Genomic DNA, 19,962 nt, shown 5'->3' with positions numbered 1-19,962 from the left:
AGAATGTAAGTAAATATTTATTTGTAGTCTTCGGTGTTTGTGGCTAGGCTCTCGATCGCTTTCAGAGTTGAACGAGGCGGGTGCGCCAAGTGCGTGCCGTAGGTTGTGTAGAAAGTAGGAAGTTACAAGTAGGAAATTACTTACAATGGTGGCCCGATACCTTTGTGGCGCATGTTTTGCGTTGCTGCTCTACTGCTTGCCTAGCTCTGCGTATTCCAATCAGGAATGTTCGCAAGTCGTGTCGAATCTCGAGCGCCTGGCCTGCTTCGACCGATCAGCGGGAACGCTGGCTCGGCTCGGCGCCGCAGAGTGGTCGGCGTCCGAGCAGCACGCACCGACCTTGCACCGTGTATTGATCCAGGAGGCCGATCGAGCGTCCGATGACCTGACGTTCCGCCTGGGCGAGGCAGGCGAGGGGTTGATGGCATCCGCACCCGCAATCGCATCAGGCCCACCCCACGCTTACCTGGCCATCAGCTGTGTGCAGAACATTTCCAGGCTGCAGCTGGTGACGGCGCAGCCCATCGACGCAGGGCGAGTGAGCGTGCGGTTGCAAGGCGAGTCACGTGCAACCTCCGTCACGCCGTGGCAGGTGATGGAAAACGGGCAGGTGATCGATGCGGGGCGAGGGTTGCCAGGCATCGAGCAGATCAAACAACTGATCGGCGCCCGCCGCATTCATGTCGAAAGCGATCACCCGGACGTGAACGGGCTGACATTCGACGCCCATGGGCTGGATGCTTTGATCGACAAGGTCCGTACTGCATGTCGCTGGTAACGAGAGCACCTGAACGCACGCTCGCCGAGCTGCTCGCACCGATCGACCCTCAGGTGCCGGCAGGTCTGTTCGACCTTGAGGATGAACTCTACCAAGCCATCGACCAGGAGATGATCAAGCTGGGTGGGCTACACGAGGCATCGATCGACTGGGCCTACATCGAAGAGGCGTCATGTCAGTACCTAGGGCGCCAGTGCAAGCACCTGCGGATCGTGGGCCACCTGAGCGTGGTCTGGTTGCGCAGCGGCTGCTGGGTGCATTGGGCAACGGTCTTGACGCTGTGGGTGGGCCTGCTCGAACGCTATTGGGAAACGGCCCACCCCAAGCCCGGACCCAAAGGCTTTCTGGGCAAGCGCAAGCTGGCCAGCCTGGCGCTGGGCCGGATGATCGACACGCTACCGCGCCTGGACCGCGCCACCTACAGCCAAGCGTGTGTGGTCGAGGCACGCAACGCGCTGGCATGTCTGCACCGCCTACAGGGCACGCTGCAGCTGGACGCAGCGCTGCTGGGTGATCTGGAACGTCTGCTGGACCGACACAGCACACTCGCCATCGTCGAAGCCGACGCCACGCCCGCAGAGACCACCGCGCCAGCTGCGCCTCACCCTGCAGCAGCGCCACTGCCCGAGGTCATGGCTGTACCGCTGCCACCTCTGCTGCCAGGCCACGAAAGGGAAACACGTCGAACGCTACTGACGCTCGCTGAACGCATCAACCAGCAAGACCCCTATGACCCGACGGGGTATCAGCTCCGGCGCTTCGGTCTGTGGGCCCACATCCAGGCTGCGCCTTATGCCACGCAGGACGACCGTACGGAGTTGATGGCCATTCCGCCCGACATCGCCAATGGTCATGAAGAAGCCCTGGCGCAGACCACGATCGACGCCGCTCTGCTCCAGCGCATCGAGAAAAGCGTGACAGCGAGCCCCTACTGGATTCGCGGTAGTTTCCTGGCAGCCTCTGCGGCCACGCGGCTGGCGATGGGCGAGGTGGCCGAAGCGATCCGTGCGACCACCGCCCGCTTCATACAGCGTCTGCCTGCTCTGCAACGTCTGTGCTTCAGCGACGGCACCGTGTTCGTCGACGATCAGTGCCTGGCCTGGCTGCGCGGCATGCCGGGGCCATCCGATTCCGGTGCAGCCTCTCCTGCGTTCGCCAGTCTGCGAGAAGAGCTGGCCAGCCAGATGGAAGCCGGTGGGGTGGAGCCGGTCTTGCTCAAGTTGCAGGGCATGCAGACCGCCCTCGGCAGCCCCCGCGAACGCTGCCACACCACCGTGATTGCGGCTGATCTGCTGGCGGCGCGCGGTGTCTCCTGGCTGGCGCAGGACCTGTGCGCCAGCGTCGCCAGAACCATGCAACAGACGACCGCCAGCGCCTGGGAGCCAGAGGTCTTTCAGCGGCTGCAGCAGTACGGGGCACCCCTGGTGCCTGACAACCATGTGAAAGGGGAGTCCTGATGAATCGACTATGGACGCAGCTCGCGGCAGGGCGCAGGGCGCTGATGAGCCGTGCGAACGGCATGGTGCCCATGCTGGTCGGGCTCGGTGTTGTGCTGACAGTGGTTGCAGTCTGGTGGCTGGGCCCGCAATGGACGTGGCGTGGACATCAGCCATTGGCCAGTGTCACCCAGCGTGGCCTGGCGAGCCTGGTGCTCATCGTGGTGCCCTTGCTGGCATGGCTCATGGTCTTGCGCGGTCGTGTTCGACATCTACAGACAGAACGCGCCCGGACCGCTGCCGCTGAGCAGGATCGCACGCTACCGTTCGTTGACGCGCAAGAGAAAGCGCTGAACCTGGCGCTCGGGCGGTATCTCGAGCACGCTGGTGGACGGCGTGGCCTGTACCGGCTGCCCTGGTATCTGGTCGTGGGCGATGAAGGTGCGGGCAAGACCAGCGTCGTCGAACACAGCGACCAGCGTTTCACACTGACCCGTATCGAACAGGTGCAGTCACGCGGTCGATCAGCCCAGGTGCTCGCCTACCCGATTGGCTGGTGGATCAGTGACGACGCCGTCATCATCGATCCGCCTGGCGCATTTATCAGTCAGCCGCACAGTGAAGTGCCGGAGGCTGAGCCGCCGACCAGGTCCGAGCCTGTCGCGCCTCACGGAGCCGCGGCCGCCTTGTGGCATCACTTGTTGACGTGGCTGCTGCGCCATCGGAGCCAGAAATCGCTCAACGGCGTCTTGCTGGTCATCGACCTGCCTGCGCTGCTGCACGGCACACCCGAACACCGTATTGCCTTGGCCCACCTGCTTCGCACGCGTCTGCACGAACTGAACAGCCAGTTGGGCACGCGCCTTCCTGTCTATGTCGTGTTGAGCAAGTTCGACCTGCTGGAAGGTTTCGACGCGTTTTATGCCGACATGCCCGCCTCGTTGCGCGAGCATCTGTTGGGTTTCACGTTCAAGCTGGAGGAGCGCAGTACGATCGATGCCTGGCTGGATGAGTACAGCGAGCACTACCAGCGACTGGTGCGCCACCTGTTCGAGCAGGTCGTCGATCGAATCGAGCAGTCAGGCAGCGCCGAAGCGCGAGCACGACTGCTGTCGCTGCACGCACAACTGGCCGGGCTGCGGCCGATCGTGCTGGGCTTTTTGCGCGAAACCTTGGCAGGCGATCGTTTCACCACACCTGCCTTGGTACGGGGGGTGTATTGGTCGTCCGTCACGCAGCAGGGCGACGTGCTCAACGCCTTCGTGCGCGAAGCGGCGCAGCCTTACAGAACGGCGCCCCCTCTGCGCGAAGGCAAGGCCCAGGGCAAGTCACGGGTCTATTTCATTCCTCACTTGTTCAAGCGTGTCGTCTATCAGGAGTCAGGCCTTGCCGGCGACAACGTCAAGGTGGCACGTCACAAGCGTCGACTGTTGTGGGCGAGCGCCGGTATAGGCCTGTTGGTCCTGTGCGGCTTCATCGCAGGCTGGCAGCGCTATTTCGAACTCAATGGCGCCAAGGCCGCCAACGTGCTCGCCAAAAGCAGGGAGTTCAGTCATCACGAAGTCGATGCGCGCCTGGATCCGACCGGACGCAACCTGCTCGAGCCGTTGGACCAGATCCGTGACGCCGTCTCGGTATTCGGTGACTATCGCACGGCTTGGCCAAGTGTCGCCGATCTCGGGTTGTACCAAGGGCGGGCCATCGGCCCCCGTGTCGATGAGGCCTACCTGACCTTGCTGTCCAGACGCTTTCTACCGGCGTTGGCCAGCGGCGTGGTCGAGGCCATGGAAGCCGCGCCCCCCGGCAGCGCACAGCAGTTTGCGGCGCTCAGGGTCTATCGAATGCTGGAGGACCGTCAGAATCGGCGGCCCGAATGGGTCGAGGCCTGGATGGCGCAGCAGTGGCAACAGGCGTTTCCCGGGCAGGGGCAGTTGCAACGAAGCCTCATGGGGCACCTGAGCTATGCCTTGGCCTATGCCGACACCGATCTGTCGCCGTACCGTGATCGCGTCGTGCAGGTGCAGCAGACGCTGCGCGAGGTGCCGCTCGCACAGCGGGTCTATGCAAGCCTCAAACAGCAGGCCCAGACGCACGTGCAGGCCGGTTTGAATCTGCGTCATCAGGTGGGGCCCGCCTTCGACATGGTGTTTCAGTCATCGGACAACCACCCCTCGTTCGACCAGGCGATCGTGCTGGCACCCATCCTCACCGCCAAGGGCTTCAACGAGTATTTCGAACCGCGCAGTCAGCACTTCACGGACATGGCCATGATCGATCAGTGGGCACTGGGCGAACGGGATCGGCTCGACTATTCGACGAGCGACCGCCAAGCGCTGACCGAACGGCTACGCTCGCTCTACAGTGCCGATTACATCGATAGTTGGCGGCATGCCTTGCAGGCATTCACGGTGACCGACTTCCGCGATCTGCCCCATGGCCTCACGGTTTTGCAACAGTTGACGGGGCCCATGGCGCCTCTGCACCGGTTGCTGGAAACCGTAAGAGACAACACCGCCCTTTCATCGAAGGTCTCTGTCGAGCCTGTAACCGACGTGGCGATACAGCCTGTCAATGACGATGCCGGAAAGCAGCATGCTTGGGCCATCCAGAGAGCCTTTGTCGGGTTGAGCGGCTTGCTGAAATCGAACGGTGAGCAGCCCAGCTATTACGACGAGACCTTGCAGGCCCTGACCGCCCTACATGACTATGCCAAGGCGGTTCAGGACAGCCCGGATCGAGGCAAGGCGGCGCTGCATGCAGTCCATCAACGCTTGTCGATGACCGGGCACGATCCGATCAGCGCGTTGCAGCGCATGGCCACGGGCTTGCCTGCGCCACTCGATCGGTACATCAGCAAAGTGGCCGATCAGACGGCCCAGGTCTTGAACATCGAGGCGTTACGCGAGCTGGATCGGCGCTGGGATGCCGATGTCTATGGGTTCTTCCAGCAGCGCCTGGCAGGGCGCTATCCATTCTCTGCCCAAGCGCCCGACGCCTCCTTGGAGGACTTCGAAGCGTTCTTCGGTCCCAAGGGACGGCTGCAGCGGTTTCATGACCAGTACCTGAAGGTCTTCCTGCAGGACAATCTCGAGGCCTTCCATACCGGCCAGCCAGGGCAGTCCTTGATTCGCCGCGATGTGATCGAGTAGCTGGAACGGGCAGAGCGCATTCGAGAAACGTTCTTCGATCAACGCGGCAATCTGAGTGTGCAATTCAGCATCGAGCCCTTGGGGTTGAGCACCAATCAACGTACCAGCTTGCTGGACCTCGATGGGCAACTGATCGCCTATACCCATGGACCCAGTCAGATCACCGGGGTCGTCTGGCCCAACACCCTGGGCCGACAGGTGCGCAGCAACCTGACGTTGCTCAGGCAGAATGGCAACAGCGGTAGCCTGGAGCACCGTGGGCCCTGGTCCATGTTCCGCCTGCTCAGCCGCGGTGCGCTCAATGGGCGGACCGCCACCAGCGTGGACCTGAGTTTCAAGGCGGGCGACGGTGTGATGCGTTATCGCCTCAATGCTGAAAAGGCGTTCAACCCCATCACCCAGCAACCGTTCAAGGACTTCCAGTTGCCGCGTGGGTTGTTGCAGCTACCCGAACATGTGGCGCGCGTGGCATTGTGAGAAGACGTGCCCAAAGACAGGCCGCCCGCACGATGGACACCTTCACGTGACGATCGATGCTGCGCTGATCCTGCTAGCCTTCTTTGCCTTCTGCGGCGGTCTCATCGACGCCGCCGTCGGCGGGGGAGGGCTCATCCAGCTGCCAGCCCTCATGCACGCCTTGCCCGGTACCAGCCTGGCGACGGTCTTCGGCACCAACAAGTTGGCGGTCTGGATGGGCAGCGTGGCCGCACTGCCGCGTTACCTGAAACGGGTGACGCTGGTCTGGTGGCTGCTGCTGCCCATGTTCGTGGCCGCGTTCCTGTTCGCCTACCTGGGCGCGCTGTCCGTCGCGCTGATTCCAAAGGCCCTCATGCAATACGCCGTTTTCGTTCTGCTGGTGATCATGGCGATCTACACCTTCATCAAGAAGGACCTGGGACGCCTGCACGCCCACCCGCGTTACGGCGTCGGCAGGCTGTGGGCCGGTATCGGCTTCGGCGCCGCGATCGGTTTCTACGACGGTGTCTTCGGCCCGGGCAGCGGCAGCCTGCTGCTGTTCGTGTTCGTCCGCGTCTTCGGCTTCGACTTCCTCAACGCCTCGGCCTCGGCGAAGCTCATCAACCTGGGCACCTTCAGCGCCGCGCTGCTGTTCTTCGCGCCGTCCGGTCATGTGCTGTGGCTGATCGGCGGGCTGGTCGGGGTGTGCAACATGGCCGGGGCCGTCATGGGCGCCTTCATTGCGCTGCGCTACGGCAGCGGGGTGATTCGTGTGCTGTTCCTGGTGCTGCTGGTGGCGCTGATCGTGCGCATGGGCGTTTCGCTGTTCTGGGTATGAAGCCACCTTGCACCTCGCACGTTGATTGGCCCCCACCGCGCGACACACGTTGCAACTCTGATGCCAATGCTTGCCGTTCACAGTTGCGAGGCATTACCATTCACGCCCCCGCCCGTTGACCTTTTCCAGGACCCGTACGATGGCCTCTCGCTTCCCGTCACGCCCGACCCTGCTCGCGTTTTGCTGTTCGGCCACCCTGATGGCCAACGCCGCCGAACCTCTCGAACTGGAAGCGACGGACGTCAATGCCGACGCGTTCAAGCGTACCCCGAGCACACTGCCCGACGCTTTCGCAGGCGGCCAGGTGGCCCGCGGCGGCCAACTGGGCGTACTCGGCAACCAAGACAACATGGACGTGCCGTTCTCGCTCACCAGCTACACCGCCAAGGTGATCGAGGACCAGCAGGCCGAGGACATCGGTGACGTCTTGGCCAACGACCCCTCGGTGCGCGAGTCCTTCGGCTTCGGCAACCAGGCCAAGGTGTTCGTGATCCGCGGCCTGCCATTGGCGGGGGATGACATTTCGTTCAACGGGCTGTACGGCATTCTGCCGCGGCAGATCATGTCCACCGACGGCGTCGAGCGGGTCGAGGTGTTCAAGGGGCCGAACGCCTTTCTCAACGGCGTCAGCCCAACCGGCAGCGGCCTGGGCGGCAACGTCAACCTGCAGCCCAAGCGCGCCGACGACGTGCCCACGCGCCGCTACACCCAGGACATCAGCACCGATGGGCGCATCGGCGAGCATCTGGACATCGGCCAGCGCTTCGGCGAGGACAATCGCTTCGGCGCGCGCCTGAACCTCAGCCAACGCGAAGGTGAGACAGCGATCGATGACCAGGATCAACGCACCAAGCTGTTCGTCGCCGGGCTCGATTACCGGGGTGACGGCATGCGGGTGTCCACCGACTTCGGTTACCAGAAGCAGCGCATCAACCACCTGCGCAACTCGGTGCGCCCCGGCACCGCCACCCAGGTGCCGACCGCACCGGATGCCAGCCATAACTACGGGCAGGCCTGGAGCTACAGCGAGTCGGAAGACACCTTCGGCATGCTGCGCGGCGAGTGGGACCTGAACGACAGCTGGACCGCCTACCTGGCCGGTGGCGCGCGGCATACGCGCGAGCAAGGTACGTACGGGACGCCGGTGCTGACCAGCAACAGTGGCGCGGCGAACATCACCGCCTCCGATATCGTTCATGGTGAAGACAACACCAGTTTCAGTGCAGGCCTCAACGGGCGCCTGCAAACGGGTGCGGTCAGTCATCAGATTGCCCTCGGCGCCAGCATGCTCTGGACCCAGGCCGAAAACGCCTACGTGTTCTACGGCGCACGCCCTACCAACATCTACGACGGCGTTGCATTCGCCAAACCCACGGTTCCGACCAGCACGGGTGGCGATATGGGGGATCCCGGGGTCACCGCCAAGACGCGCAACCGCAGCATCGCGCTGTCCGACACGGTTGGCCTGTTCGACGACCGTTTGCTGCTGACCTACGGCATTCGCCGTCAACAACTGCGTGTCGAGAACTACTACTACGACGGCACCTTCCCGGTGACGGCTTCGCGCCCTTATCGCGACGGTAGCCGCAGTGGCGAGCCCTACGACGAAGGCATCACCACGCCGGTCTACGGCCTGGTGTTCAAACCCACCGACAGCGTCTCGCTCTACGCCAACCGTATCGAAGGCCTGGCCCAGGGGCCGACCGCGCCTGCCAACGTCGTCAATGTCGGCGAAATGTTCCCCCCGGGCCGTACCAAGCAACTCGAGGCGGGCATCAAGTTCGACCGGCAGACCTACGGCGCCAGCCTGGCCGTGTTCCGCATCGAAAAACCATCCGACGGCTATACCTCGGGTGACCGCTACATCCGCGACGGCGAGCAGATCAACAAAGGCCTCGAGCTCAGCCTCTTCGGCGAGCCCCTCGAAGGTCTTCGCGTGATGGCCGGCGGCACCCGCATGACCTCGGAGCAGAAGAACACCGCCAACGGCGCCAACGACGGCAACCATGCCATCGGCGTGCCGACCTTCCAGCTCAATGCCAGCGTCGACTGGGACGTGCCCGGCGTCCCTGGCCTGGCGCTCAACGCGCGCATGTTGCGCACGGGCGGCCAGTTCGTCGATGCTGCCAACACCCTCAGCCTGCCGACCTGGAACCGCTTCGACGCCGGTGCCCGCTACACGATGCGCGTGGCCGAGAAGGACCTCACCTTGCGGGTGAACGTCGAAAACCTCACGGACAAGAACTACTGGGCGTCGGCCAACGGCGGCTACCTGACCCAGGGTGACCCGCGGCTGGTGAAGTTCTCCGGCACGATCGACTTCTGATCGAGCGACGATCACATGCGCGCAGGGCTTCCAGACCCTGCGTCGTGTCGCGCGGGGGCATGGACGGCGTGCGTGGCAATAATTAGAATCACTCTCATTTGCTGCCACCCTTGTCCAAGGCTCCTGTCATGACTCCAGCAGAGACGCTTCCGCCGCAGACGGTGCAGACGCTCTACCGCGACCACCACAGTTGGCTGGAGAGCTGGTTGCGCCGACGCCTGGGCAATGCCTGGGATGCCGCCGACTTGAGCCAGGACGCCTTCGTGAAGGTACTGTGCAGCACGCAATCGCTGGCCGACCTGCGCGAACCGCGTGCCTACCTGGTCACGATCGGCAAGCGTCTGCTGAGTACCTTCCACCAGCGTCGCAGCCTCGAACAGGCTTACCTGGACGCGTTGGCGCGGTTGCCGGAAGACAGCGTGCCGTCCCCCGAGCAGCGCTGGTTGCTGCTGGAAACGCTGCATGCCCTCGATGCACTGCTGGACGGATTGCCGTCGGCCGTGCGCCGGGCGTTTCTCTGGAGCCAGCTCGATGGCCTGGGCTATCGCGCCATCGCCGAGCGCTTGGCCGTCTCCGAACGGACCGTCAAACGCTACATGGCCCAGGCCTACGAGCATTGCCTGCTGGCGGACCTGTGAGCCGAGCGACCACGTCGGACGCGGCGCGCGATGTCATCCGTAGCGCCGCGCGCTGGCTGGCGTTGCTCGAATCCGGCCAGGCCAGCGAGCAGGATCACGCACGCCTGCGCCAGTGGCGCGAGCAGGACGCTGCCCACGAGCAGGCATGGCAGAAGGCCCAGCACTTGCGTCAGCGCTTCGCCGCACTGCCCAGCGGCCTGGCTATGGCCACCCTCGACCGCCCCGGCGCGACCCGACGTCATGTGCTCAAAGGTGCCTTGGGTGCCCTGGTGCTGCTGCCCAGCGCCTGGCTGGCGAACAGGCAGTGGCCGCTGGAAACCTGGGGCACCGACCTGCGTACCGCCGTCGGTGAGCAGAGCCGACGGGTCCTGGCCGATGGCAGCGTGCTGCACCTGAATACCGACAGCGCAGCGAACCTTGATCAGACCGCTCGACAGGTCACGCTGATCCGCGGCGAGCTGGGCCTGCGCGTGCTCGCCGGTGCCACATGGCGTGTCGAGACCGATTACGGTCGCCTCAAGGTCAGTCAGGCCGATGTCTGCGTTCGCCTGGCGCATGAGCAGTGCCAGGTTTCGGTGGTCGCCGGCAGCGTCCAGGTGTCCCCCCTGGCAGGACCGGGGCTGACGTTGCTCGCCGGGCAGCAGGTCGACCTGGACCGTGAAGGGGCAGGGCAGGCCCGTACGTTCGACGTCGCCTTGCCGGGCTGGCGCGAGGCCGTGTTGAGCGTACAGAATCAGCCTTTGGGCGATCTGTTGCGGGAGCTGTCACGTTATCGGCCAGGGTTGTTGCGCTGGGACCCGGCCCTGGAACGGCTACGGGTGACGGGCAGCTTCAGGCTCGACGACACCGACCGCGTCCTGGCACTGCTGGCCGCCACGTTGCCACTGGAGGTGCAGGCGCGTACGCGCTATTGGGTCACCCTGGTGCCCAAGGGACAGGGCGCTGCAAAAAAGATGACGTGAGGCTGTCCCCTTTTTTCATCTCGTCGGTCATTCCAGGCAAGAGCAAAACAACGAGAGTCCTCCGCCATGTCCGCCGTTCGTGCCCTGTCCCTGCGTCCCCTGTTGCGCGCCAGCCTGCTGCTGACGCTCAGTACCAGCCCCTTGTTCATGACCGATGCCTGGGCCGAACCTTCGGCCCGGCGCGCCTACGCCGTACCCGCAGGCACCCTCGGCGTGGCCCTGACCCGTTTCGCCGGCCAGGCCAGCGTCGACATCTCCGTCGACCCCGCGCTGGTCGAGGGGCGGCGCAGCGCCGGTCTGTCGGGCGAGTTCGCGATCGAGGAAGGCTTCACCCAGCTGTTGCAGGGCTCAGGGTTGCAACTGGTCCCGCTCGGTGCGCAGGCCTACACGTTGGCCCCGGCGCCCGAGGGTAGCGGCGTTGAACTGGCGCCGACCTCGATCCTCGGCGCGGGCGCCACCACCGAGGGCCAGGCCTATGCGGGCGGCCAGGTGGCACGCAAGAGCGGGCAAGGACTGCTAGGCGCGCGCGATTTCATGGACACTCCGTTCAGCGTGATCACCTACACCCAGCAGGCCGTGCAGAATCAGCAGGCCCGCACCCTGGGCGACCTGATCGCCAGCGACCCCTCGGTGCGCGCCACCAACCCGGCAGGCGGACGCTTCGAGCAGTTCACCATCCGCGGCCTGAGCCTGTACAACAGTGACGTGTCCTACAACGGCCTGTACGGCATCCTGCCGACCTACACCATCGACATGGCCATGGCCGAACGGGTGGACATCATCAAAGGCCCGAGCCAGCTGATCAACGGCATCTCGCCCCGCGGCAGCGTCGGCGGCGGCATCAACGTGGTGCCCAAACGTGCCACCGACACCCCGATCACCGAATTCACCACCAGTTATGCCTCCGAAGGGCAGGTCGGCGCGGCGGTGGATGTAGGCAGGCGCTTCGGTGAGGGCGACCAGTTCGGCATCCGCTTCAACGGCGTCAAGCAGTCGGGCGACACCGAATGGGATCATCAGCGTGTGAACCGCGACATGGCCGTGCTCGGGCTGGACTTTCGCGGCGAGCGTCTGCGCCTATCGACCGACATCGGCCATACCGAGCGCGATACCGACGCCCCCCAGGAGCGCGTGCTGATCGGCGCCAACGCCAAGGTGCCCAAGGCTGACGATGTACGCCACAACTATGCCCAGCCCTGGAGCAAGGCCCGTACCGAAGACACCTTCGCTGCCGTGCACGGCGAATACGACCTCAGCGACGCGGTCATGCTCTACGGCGGTGTCGGTGCCCGCAAGAGCGACCACGATTTCCTGCGCCATGCCGTGTCGGTGATCAACGATGCCGGTGACTTCAACGTCCAGCCACGCGACTTCACCCGCGACGAGCGCGTGCGCACGGCCACGTTCGGCGTGCGCAACTGGTTCCAGACGGGGTCGGTGAGCCATGAGGTGAACCTTTCGGCCACGCATTTCTACATGGACTTCACCAATGGCGGCGGCCGTTACGCCACGGTGCGCAGCAACTTATACCACCCCGTAGAGACAATCACACCGACCCTCCCCACCCGACTCGATTCCAAGGTCTACACGGAAAACCGCTTCAGCGGCGTGGCGCTGAGCGACACCCTGGGCTTCTTCGAGGACCGCCTGCAACTGACCCTGGGCGCGCGCTGGCAGCGGGTCAAGGTCGATGACTGGGAGGACGGCATCAAGGGCGACACGGCCTACGACGAGGAAAAGGTCTCGCCCTCCGGTGGCCTGCTGTACAAGGTCAGCGACCAGCTGTCGGTCTACGCCAACTACATGGAAGGTCTGAGCCAAGGCAAGATCGCGCCGTCGGTGTCGATCAACGAGGACGAGATCTTCCCGCCGTTCGTGAGCCGCCAGGTCGAAGTCGGCGCCAAGTACGACCTGGGCGATGTGGCGTTCACCGCCAGCGTGTTTCGCATCAAGCAGCCGGCCTACGAGACCAACGCCACCTCGCGGGTGTTCGGCCCCAATGGCAAGCGACGCAACGACGGCGTCGAGCTGACCGTTTTCGGCGAGCCGGTCAGCGGCGTGCGCGTGCTGGGCGGGGTGATGTACATCGACAGCCAGCTCACTGGGACCGTCAACGGCACGTTCGACGGCAACCGCGCGCCGGCCACACCTGAATACAACGTCAACCTGGGCGCCGAGTGGGACGTGCCCGGTGTCAACGGCCTGACCCTGACCGGACGCGGAATCTACACCGGTTCACAGTACCTGGACCAAGCCAACAGCAAGCGGATCGATGCCTCGACGCGTTTCGACGTGGGCGCGCGGTATGCCTTCAAGGTCGAGCAAAAGGACGTGACCTTGCGTGCGAGCGTCGAGAACGTGCTGAACGACTACTACTGGAGTTCGGCAGGCGCGCCGGATGACAGCGAACCAGGGCTGACCCTGTCGACACCACGGACGTACCTGCTGTCGGCGACGGTAGGGTTCTGACCCATCAGCGCTGCGGTCCGACACGGGTCTTCAGCGCTTTCACACAGCCCCACCCACTGCGTCGATCGACCAGATCAGTCATGCAGTCCAAACACCCATGAACACGCCGCGAAGAGACCGGCTGTCACAGGCCTGTGTGGGAGCGGGCTTGCCCGCGATGGCGTCCGGTCCGTCACCGCCTGCATCGCGGGCAAGTCCCACAAGGTGATGCGTCGAGCTGTCAGATCAGCGATGTCGACCAACCTGTGCAGCCCTGCCGGGTCGCGACAGGGCCAACAGTTTTGCAAAGGCGCAAGGGCAGGACCCTTCACGCCTCCCGCTTAAACCTCACGCGCCACGCATGCAGCAACGGCTCAGTGTACCCACTAGGCTGCTCACGCCCCTTGAACACCAGGTCGCACGCTGCCCGAAACGCATGGGAGCGCTCGCCGTCGGTGGCCATCGGTCGATAGCTGGGGTCTCCGGCGTTCTGGCCATCCACCACACGTGCCATGCGTGTCAAGGTGGCGTGCACCTGCTCGGCACTGACCACGCCATGGTGCAGCCAGTTGGCGATGTGCTGCGCCGAGATGCGCAGGGTCGCGCGGTCTTCCATCAGACCCACGTCATGGATGTCCGGCACCTTCGAGCAGCCCACGCCATGCTCGACCCAACGCACCACATACCCCAGGATGCCCTGGCAGTTGTTGTCCAACTCGGCCTGGATCTCCTCGGCGCTCCAGCGCGGCGAGGGGCTGACGGGGACCTTCAACAGGTCACGCCACAGGTCATCGTGCTGCGCGTCCGGCGTCTCGCGTTCCAGCGCGACCTGTACCTGGCGCACGTCCACCTGGTGATAGTGCAAGGCATGCAGGGTGGCGGCCGTGGGGGAGGGGACCCAGGCGGTGCTGGCCCCAGCCTGGGGGTGGGCGATCTTCTGGTCGAGCATGGCCGCCATCAGGTCCGGCATCGCCCACATGCCCTTGCCGATCTGCCCATGCCCGCGCAGCCCGCAGCTCAGGCCTACCCTGACATTGTTGCGCTCGTAGGCCTGAATCCACGGCGTGGCTTTCATGTCGCCCTTGCGCAGCATCGCACCGGCTTCCATGGCCGTGTGCATTTCGTCGCCGGTGCGGTCGAGAAAACCGGTATTGATGAACACCACCCGGTCGGCGGCCTCGGCGATGCAGGCCTTGAGGTTGACGCTGGTACGCCGCTCCTCGTCCATGATGCCCATCTTCACGGTATGGCGAGGCAGCCGTAGCAGGTCTTCGACACGGTCGAACAGCTCGGCGGCGAAGGCGACCTCGGCCGGGCCGTGCATCTTCGGCTTGACGATGTAGACACTCCCGGTGCGCGAGTTGCCCCGGCGGCGCAGGTCGTGCAGCGCCGCCAGGCTGGTGACCACGGTGTCGAGCAGACCCTCTGGAATCGGCTGGCCCTGCTCGTCGACGATGGCCGGGGTGGTCATCAGGTGGCCGACGTTGCGCACGAACAGCAGCGAGCGCCCCGGCAGGGTCAGCGGCGCACCGTCGTGGCCGTGGTAGTGCCGGTCGGCCGCCAAGGTGCGGGTGAACGACTGCCCGCCCTTGCTGATCGCCTCGGACAGGTCGCCCTTCATCAGGCCCAGCCAGTTGCGGTAGACGAGCACCTTGTCCTCGGCATCGACGGCCGCCACCGAATCCTCGCAGTCCATGATGGTGGTCAGCGCCGCTTCCAGCAGCAGGTCCTTGACCCCGGCCCGGTCACTCGCGCCAATGGCGCTGGCAGGGTCGATCTGGATCTCCACGTGCAGGTCGTGATGCACCAGCAGCACGGCAGAGGGCGCCGACGCCTCGCCCTGGTGACCGACGAACTGCGCTGTCTCGCGCAGCCCGACCTGGCGACCATCGTTCAGGGTGACCTGCAACTGCCCCTGCGAGACCGTGTAGGCCGTGGCCTCGGTATGGGAGGCCGTCTCGAGCGGGAAGGTGTGGTCCAGAAACGCGCGGGCGAAGGCGATCACCTGGGCGCCGCGGGCCGGATCGTAGCCGCGCGTGGCGTCTGCCTGCGGGTCGCGGGGGATCACATCGGTGCCGTACAGGGCATCGTACAGCGAGCCCCACCGGGCATTGGCGGCATTGAGCGCATAGCGGGCGTTCATCACCGGCACCACCAGTTGCGGGCCGGCCTGCACGGTGATCTCGCGGTCCACATTGGCCGTGCGCACCTGCACCCGGTCGGGCACCGGCTGCAGGTACCCGATGGTCTGCAAGTGACGCTGGTAGGCATCCAGGTCCTCTACCGGACCAGGGTGGGCACGGTGCCAGGCGTCCAGCTCGGTCTGCAGACGGTCGCGCTCGGCCAGCAGCGCGCGGTTGCGCGGCGTCAGGGTGTGGACCAGTTCGTCGAGTTCGACCCAGAACGTCGCCGGGTCGAGGCCGGTGCCGGGCAGCACCTCGGTGTCGATGAACCGCTTGAGGGTGCTGGCCACGCCCAGGCGGTGGCAGGTGATGCGTTCGCTCATGAAAAGTCTCCGTTCCTTCACATCGGGTTGAAATCGGTTGCCGCTCACAGGGCCGCGACGGCCGCCGCCGCGACCTGGGCATCCTGCTCGGCCTTGACACCGGACACGCCGACCGCCGCGATCACCTGGCCGTCCACGCGCACCGGCAACCCGCCTTCCAGCGAGGTCAGCAGCGGAGCACTGACGAACGCCGTGCGGCCTGCATTGACCATGTCTTCATAGCCTTTGGTGTCACGCCGGCCCAGCGCCGCGCTGCGGGCTTTCTCGGTGGCGATGTAGGCGGCGATCGGCGCGCAGCCATCGAGCCGCTCCAGGGCCAGAGGGTGGCCACCCTCGTCGACCACGGCGATGCTCACGGCCCAGCCGTGCCGGTGCGCTTCTTCGCGGGCGGCCGCCAGAAGGCGGGTGATGTCGATGCATTCCAGTACGGCTTTGCGCTGCATGACAAGCTCCTAGATAAGGGCATCTTCCACCAGTTCGATCCAGTGACGCACAGGCGTACGCCCGGCGCCATCGAGGTGAACCTGGCAGCCGACGTTGGCGGTGACGATCAGGTCGGGGTGGCCGCTTTCCAACGCATCGAGGCGGTGGTCGCGCAATTGCCGCGACAGCGCCGGTTGGGTCAGCGCGTAGGTACCGGCCGAGCCGCAGCACAAATGACCGTCGGGCACCGGCGTGAGGCTGAAGCCGAGCCGGGCCAGCAGTGCCTCGACGGCACCACCGAGCTTCTGGGCGTGCTGCAGGGTGCACGGGCAGTGCACGGCGAGGCGTGGCTCGGCATGCACCTCGAGGGTCTCCAGCGGTTCCTGGCCCAGCACCTCGACCAGGTCCCGGGTCAGGGCGCTGACCCGTGCGGCCTTGGCGGCGTACGCCGGGTCGTCCTTGAGCAGATGGCCATAGTCGCGCACGAAGGCGCCGCAGCCACTGGCGGTCTGCACGATGGCCTCGGCGCCGGCCTCCAGCGCGGGCCACCAGGCGTCGATGTTGCGCCGGGCCCGTGCCAGCCCGGCGTCCTGGGCATTGAGGTGGTAGTCCACGGCACCGCAGCAGCCGGCTTCGCGTGCAGGCGTGATGCCGATGCCCAGCCGGTCGAGCACGCGCGCGGCCGCGGCATTGGTGTTGGGCGACAGGGTCGGCTGCACGCAGCCTTCGAGCAGCAGCACCTGGCGACGATGCAGGCGCTGGGGGCGCGGCTTGGCTGCCTGGGGCGCGCGCGGCAGTTTTTCGCGCAGCGGCGTCGGCAGCAGCGGGCGAAAGACCTTGGCCGTACGGGTCAGGGCCGCGAACAGCGCCGGGCGTGGCACCACCTGGCGCAGGCCCTCGCGCAGCAGGCGCTGGCCGAGTGGGCGCGGCACCTGGCGCTCGACCTCGGCCCGGCCGATGTCCAGCAGGTCGTGGTAGCGCACCCCGGACGGGCAGGTGGTCTCGCAGTTGCGGCAGGTCAGGCAACGGTCCAGGTGCTGTTGGGTCTTGGCGGTGACCGGTTCGCCCTCCAGCACCTGCTTGATCAGGTAGATGCGCCCGCGCGGCCCGTCCAGCTCGTCGCCGAGCAGCTGATAGGTCGGGCAAGTCGCCGTGCAGAACCCGCAGTGCACGCACGACCGCAGGATCCGTTCGGCCTCGTCGGCCCGTGGCAGGCGCTTGGCCTCATCGCTCAGGTTGGTTTGCATGATGGCCTCACAACTCGGCGTACAGCCGGCCTGGATTGAAGATCCCCTTGGGGTCCAGTTGCCGCTTGAGGCTGCGGTGATAGCGCAGCAGCGGCTCGGGCAGAGGGTGAAACCCCGCCGGGCCCTGGCGATAACGCGTGGCGTGCCCGCCGAGCCGAGCCACCGCCTGGCGGATGTCCTCGGCCGCAGCCTCGGACGTGAGCCAGCGCTGTCCGCCGCCCCAGTCGAGCAGTTGCTGACCAGGAAGGTCGAGCTCGCCGCTGCCGATCGGCAAGGCCAGACGCCAGAGCGTCGCCGGGCTGGCGAAGAACGCCAGGCGCTGTTCGCGCAGATCGGTCCAATAACCGTCCTCCAGGGGTTCGCCACCCAGGCGATCCGCTGCCGAGGCCACCGAGCCTTCACCGCCCTCCAGGCGCAGGTGCAGGGCCTCGCCGTCGTGGCACGCGGCGCTGATCGGCAGCGGCTGCTGGCCCCATACGGCCAACTGCGCGAGCGCCTCGGCGCGCCCCAGGGACAGGGTCAGACTGCGACAGGCGCGGGGGGTGGGCAGCACCTTCAGCGAGACCTCGGTGAGCACCCCCAGGCACCCGAAGCTGCCGGTCAACAGCCGTGACAGATCGTAGCCGGCGACGTTCTTCATCACTTCGCCGCCAAAGCGCAGCAGCGTGCCATGACCGCTGATCATCCGTGTGCCCAGGACATGGTCGCGCACCGAACCGGCCCAGGGGCGACGCGGCCCGGACAGGCCCGCGGCGACCATGCCGCCCATGGTGGCCCCATCACCCAGGTGTGGCGGCTCGAACGGCAACCGTTGGCCGGCGGCGGCCAGCACTGTTTCGACCTCGGCCAGCGGCGTGCCGGCGCGTGCGGTCAGCACCAGCTCGGTCGGGTCGTAGCTGACGATGCCGCGGTGCACGCGGGTGTCGAGTACCTGGCCTCGCACCGTCTTGCCCAGCATGGCCTTGCTGCCGCTGCCCTGGATCCGCAGGGGCGTGCCCTCGGCCAAGGCCTGTTCGACCTGCGCCAGCAACGCGGCGCTGGCATCGCGATCGGCGCTCATCAGAAACGCTCCAGGTCGGGGAAGGGCAATTGCCCGTGGTGCACGTGCATCGCGCCGAACTCGGCGCAGCGGTGCAGGGTCGGGACGTTCTTGCCGGGGTTGAGCAGGCCGTGCGCGTCGAAGGCCCGCTTGACCGCATGGAACAGGGTCAGCTCGTCGCCGTTGAACTGCACGCACATCTGGTTGATCTTCTCGCGGCCCACACCGTGCTCGCCGGTGATGCTGCCACCGACCGCGACGCACAGCTCGAGGATGCGGCTGCCCAGGGCCTCGGCGCGGTCCAGTTCGCCAGGCTGGTTGGCGTCGAACAGGATCAGCGGGTGCATGTTGCCGTCGCCGGCATGGAACACGTTGGCCACCCGTAGTCCGTGCTCGCGCGACAGTGCGGCGATGGCGTCGAGCACGCCGGGCAGGGCGCGTCGCGGGATGGTGCCGTCCATGCAGTAGTAGTCCGGCGACAGCCGCCCGACCGCCGGAAAGGCGTTCTTGCGCCCGGCCCAGAAACGCGCCCGCTCGGCCGCATCCCGCGCCAGCCGCACCTCGGTGGCCCCGGCCGCGCGCAGCACCGCCTCGACCCGCTGGCAGTCCTCGTGCACGTCGGCTTCCACGCCATCGAGCTCGCACAGCAGGATCGCCGCGGCCTCGACCGGGTAACCGGCATGGATGAAGTCTTCGGCCGCACGGATCGACAAGTTGTCCATCATCTCCAGCCCGCCAGGGATGATGCCGGCGCTGATGATGTCGGCCACGGCGCGCCCGGCCTGGTCCACCGTGTCGAAGCTGGCCAGCAGCACGCGGGCGACCTGGGGCATCGGCAGCAGTTTGACGGTCACCTCGGTGACGATGCCAAGCAGCCCCTCGGAGCCAGTGAACAGCGCCAGCAGGTCGAAGCCCGGCGTGTCCAGGGCGTCGCTGCCGAGGGTCATGCACTCGCCTTCGATGGTCATGACCTCCACCTTCAGCAGGTTGTGCACGGTCAGCCCGTACTTCAGGCAGTGCACGCCCCCGGCGTTCTCAGCGACGTTGCCGCCGATCGAGCAGGCGATCTGCGAGGACGGGTCCGGCGCGTAGTACAGACCATGGGGCGCGGCGGCCTGGGAGATGGCCAGGTTGCGCACACCGGGCTGCACACGGGCGAAACGACCGGCGGGGTCGACCTCCAGGACCCGGTTGAAGCGCGCCATCACCAGCAGCACGCCCTGTTCCAGGGGCAAGGCGCCGCCGGACAGCCCCGTGCCGGCGCCACGGGCCACCACGGGCACACGCAGTGCATGACACACCTGAAGCAGCGCCTGGACCTGGTCGAGCCGCACGGGCAATGCCACCAGCAGCGGCACCACCCGGTAGGCGGACAACCCGTCGCATTCATAGGGGCGAAGGTCTTCCAGGCTGTGCAGCAGGTCGAGATCCGGCACCTCGGCCCGCAGGCGTTGGAGCAGTTCGGCCCGGTCCACACGGGTCAGCGCACCGTCGACGCGCTCGTCGTAGAGAAGGTTCATGGCGCTTCCTTGTTCTTGTGCTCACCATGGCGCCTGTCCTGTGCCTTGGCGGGCGCAGGGCGGGCGGTTTCGATGGCCTGAGCGTGCCGGGGGCGGCGTGTGCTGTCGACGCCTCGGACGACTGGTCGGACCAGTTCGTGTCAGGGGAGGGCCCCTCTGCCCTGCAAGCGCGCGGTGGTTGGACTACGCTGTGCCT

Annotated in this window: 12 protein-coding genes and 1 pseudogene; 8 read left to right on the top strand and 5 right to left on the bottom strand. The window is 66.0% G+C overall.

All coding sequences use genetic code 11. From position 1 onward, the window contains the following. Positions 1–145 precede the first annotated feature (145 nt). The 8 genes and pseudogenes from vasI to G7007_RS00530 all read left to right on the top strand — a co-directional run bounded on the left by vasI (position 146) and on the right by G7007_RS00530 (position 13,052). Positions 146–778 carry a type VI secretion system-associated protein VasI gene (gene vasI / locus G7007_RS00565; protein ID WP_181098617.1) on the top strand — a complete coding sequence of 211 codons (633 nt, stop codon included), beginning with the start codon at positions 146–148 and terminating at the stop codon, positions 776–778. Beyond that, a complete protein-coding gene (gene tssA, locus G7007_RS00560) occupies positions 766–2,235 on the top strand; it encodes a type VI secretion system protein TssA (protein ID WP_181098615.1) in 1,470 nt (489 codons plus the stop codon). The genes vasI and tssA overlap by 13 nt, the downstream gene beginning before the upstream one ends. After that, positions 2,235–5,840, top strand: a pseudogene (gene tssM, locus G7007_RS00555) (type VI secretion system membrane subunit TssM). Before tssA ends, tssM begins: the two are co-directional and overlap by 1 nt. A 46-nt stretch (positions 5,841–5,886) precedes the next feature. Next, positions 5,887–6,657, top strand: a complete 771-nt coding sequence (locus G7007_RS00550) for a sulfite exporter TauE/SafE family protein (protein ID WP_308852277.1) — start codon at positions 5,887–5,889, stop codon at positions 6,655–6,657. A 139-nt stretch (positions 6,658–6,796) separates the two neighbouring features. Then, complete coding sequence (locus tag G7007_RS00545) at positions 6,797–8,983, top strand: TonB-dependent receptor (RefSeq protein WP_181098608.1); 2,187 nt, start codon at positions 6,797–6,799, stop codon at positions 8,981–8,983. 128 nt (positions 8,984–9,111) lie between these two features. Then, on the top strand, positions 9,112–9,621 hold the full coding sequence (locus G7007_RS00540; RefSeq protein WP_181098606.1) for a sigma-70 family RNA polymerase sigma factor: 510 nt from the start codon (positions 9,112–9,114) through the stop codon (positions 9,619–9,621). Beyond that, positions 9,618–10,583 carry a FecR domain-containing protein gene (locus tag G7007_RS00535; RefSeq protein WP_181098604.1) on the top strand — a complete coding sequence of 322 codons (966 nt, stop codon included), beginning with the start codon at positions 9,618–9,620 and terminating at the stop codon, positions 10,581–10,583. The genes G7007_RS00540 and G7007_RS00535 overlap by 4 nt, the downstream gene beginning before the upstream one ends. 66 nt (positions 10,584–10,649) lie before the next feature. Beyond that, positions 10,650–13,052 (top strand): TonB-dependent receptor, encoded by a 2,403-nt coding sequence (locus G7007_RS00530; protein WP_181098602.1) that lies wholly within the window; start codon positions 10,650–10,652, stop codon positions 13,050–13,052. Positions 13,053–13,359: 307 nt separating this feature from the next. Here G7007_RS00530 and G7007_RS00525 read toward each other — a convergent pair whose 3' ends face one another. Genes G7007_RS00525 through glcD form a run of 5 tightly spaced genes read right to left on the bottom strand, consistent with a single transcriptional unit; the run spans position 13,360 to position 19,766 of the window. Next, positions 13,360–15,537 carry a malate synthase G gene (locus G7007_RS00525; protein ID WP_181098600.1) on the bottom strand — a complete coding sequence of 726 codons (2,178 nt, stop codon included), beginning with the start codon at positions 15,535–15,537 and terminating at the stop codon, positions 13,360–13,362. Positions 15,538–15,581: 44 nt separating this feature from the next. Next, entirely contained in the window at positions 15,582–15,980 is a 399-nt protein-coding gene (locus G7007_RS00520) for a heme-binding protein (protein ID WP_181098598.1), read from the bottom strand. A 9-nt stretch (positions 15,981–15,989) separates the two neighbouring features. Beyond that, on the bottom strand, positions 15,990–17,207 hold the full coding sequence (glcF, locus tag G7007_RS00515) for a glycolate oxidase subunit GlcF (RefSeq protein WP_181098596.1): 1,218 nt from the start codon (positions 17,205–17,207) through the stop codon (positions 15,990–15,992). A gap of 7 nt (positions 17,208–17,214) precedes the next feature. Beyond that, positions 17,215–18,267: a glycolate oxidase subunit GlcE gene (gene glcE, locus G7007_RS00510; RefSeq protein WP_181098594.1), complete on the bottom strand. Its 1,053-nt coding sequence runs from the start codon at positions 18,265–18,267 to the stop codon at positions 17,215–17,217. Continuing rightward, positions 18,267–19,766, bottom strand: a complete 1,500-nt coding sequence (gene glcD / locus G7007_RS00505; protein WP_181098592.1) for a glycolate oxidase subunit GlcD — start codon at positions 19,764–19,766, stop codon at positions 18,267–18,269. The genes glcE and glcD overlap by 1 nt, the downstream gene beginning before the upstream one ends. Positions 19,767–19,962 lie beyond the last annotated feature (196 nt).

Origin of the sequence: Pseudomonas entomophila, from assembly GCF_013523125.1 — a bacterium.
In the GTDB taxonomy this organism is placed as follows: domain Bacteria; phylum Pseudomonadota; class Gammaproteobacteria; order Pseudomonadales; family Pseudomonadaceae; genus Aquipseudomonas; species Aquipseudomonas entomophila_B.
Note: the sequence above shows the minus strand (reverse complement) of the source record. Positions and strands in the feature narration are given on the sequence as shown.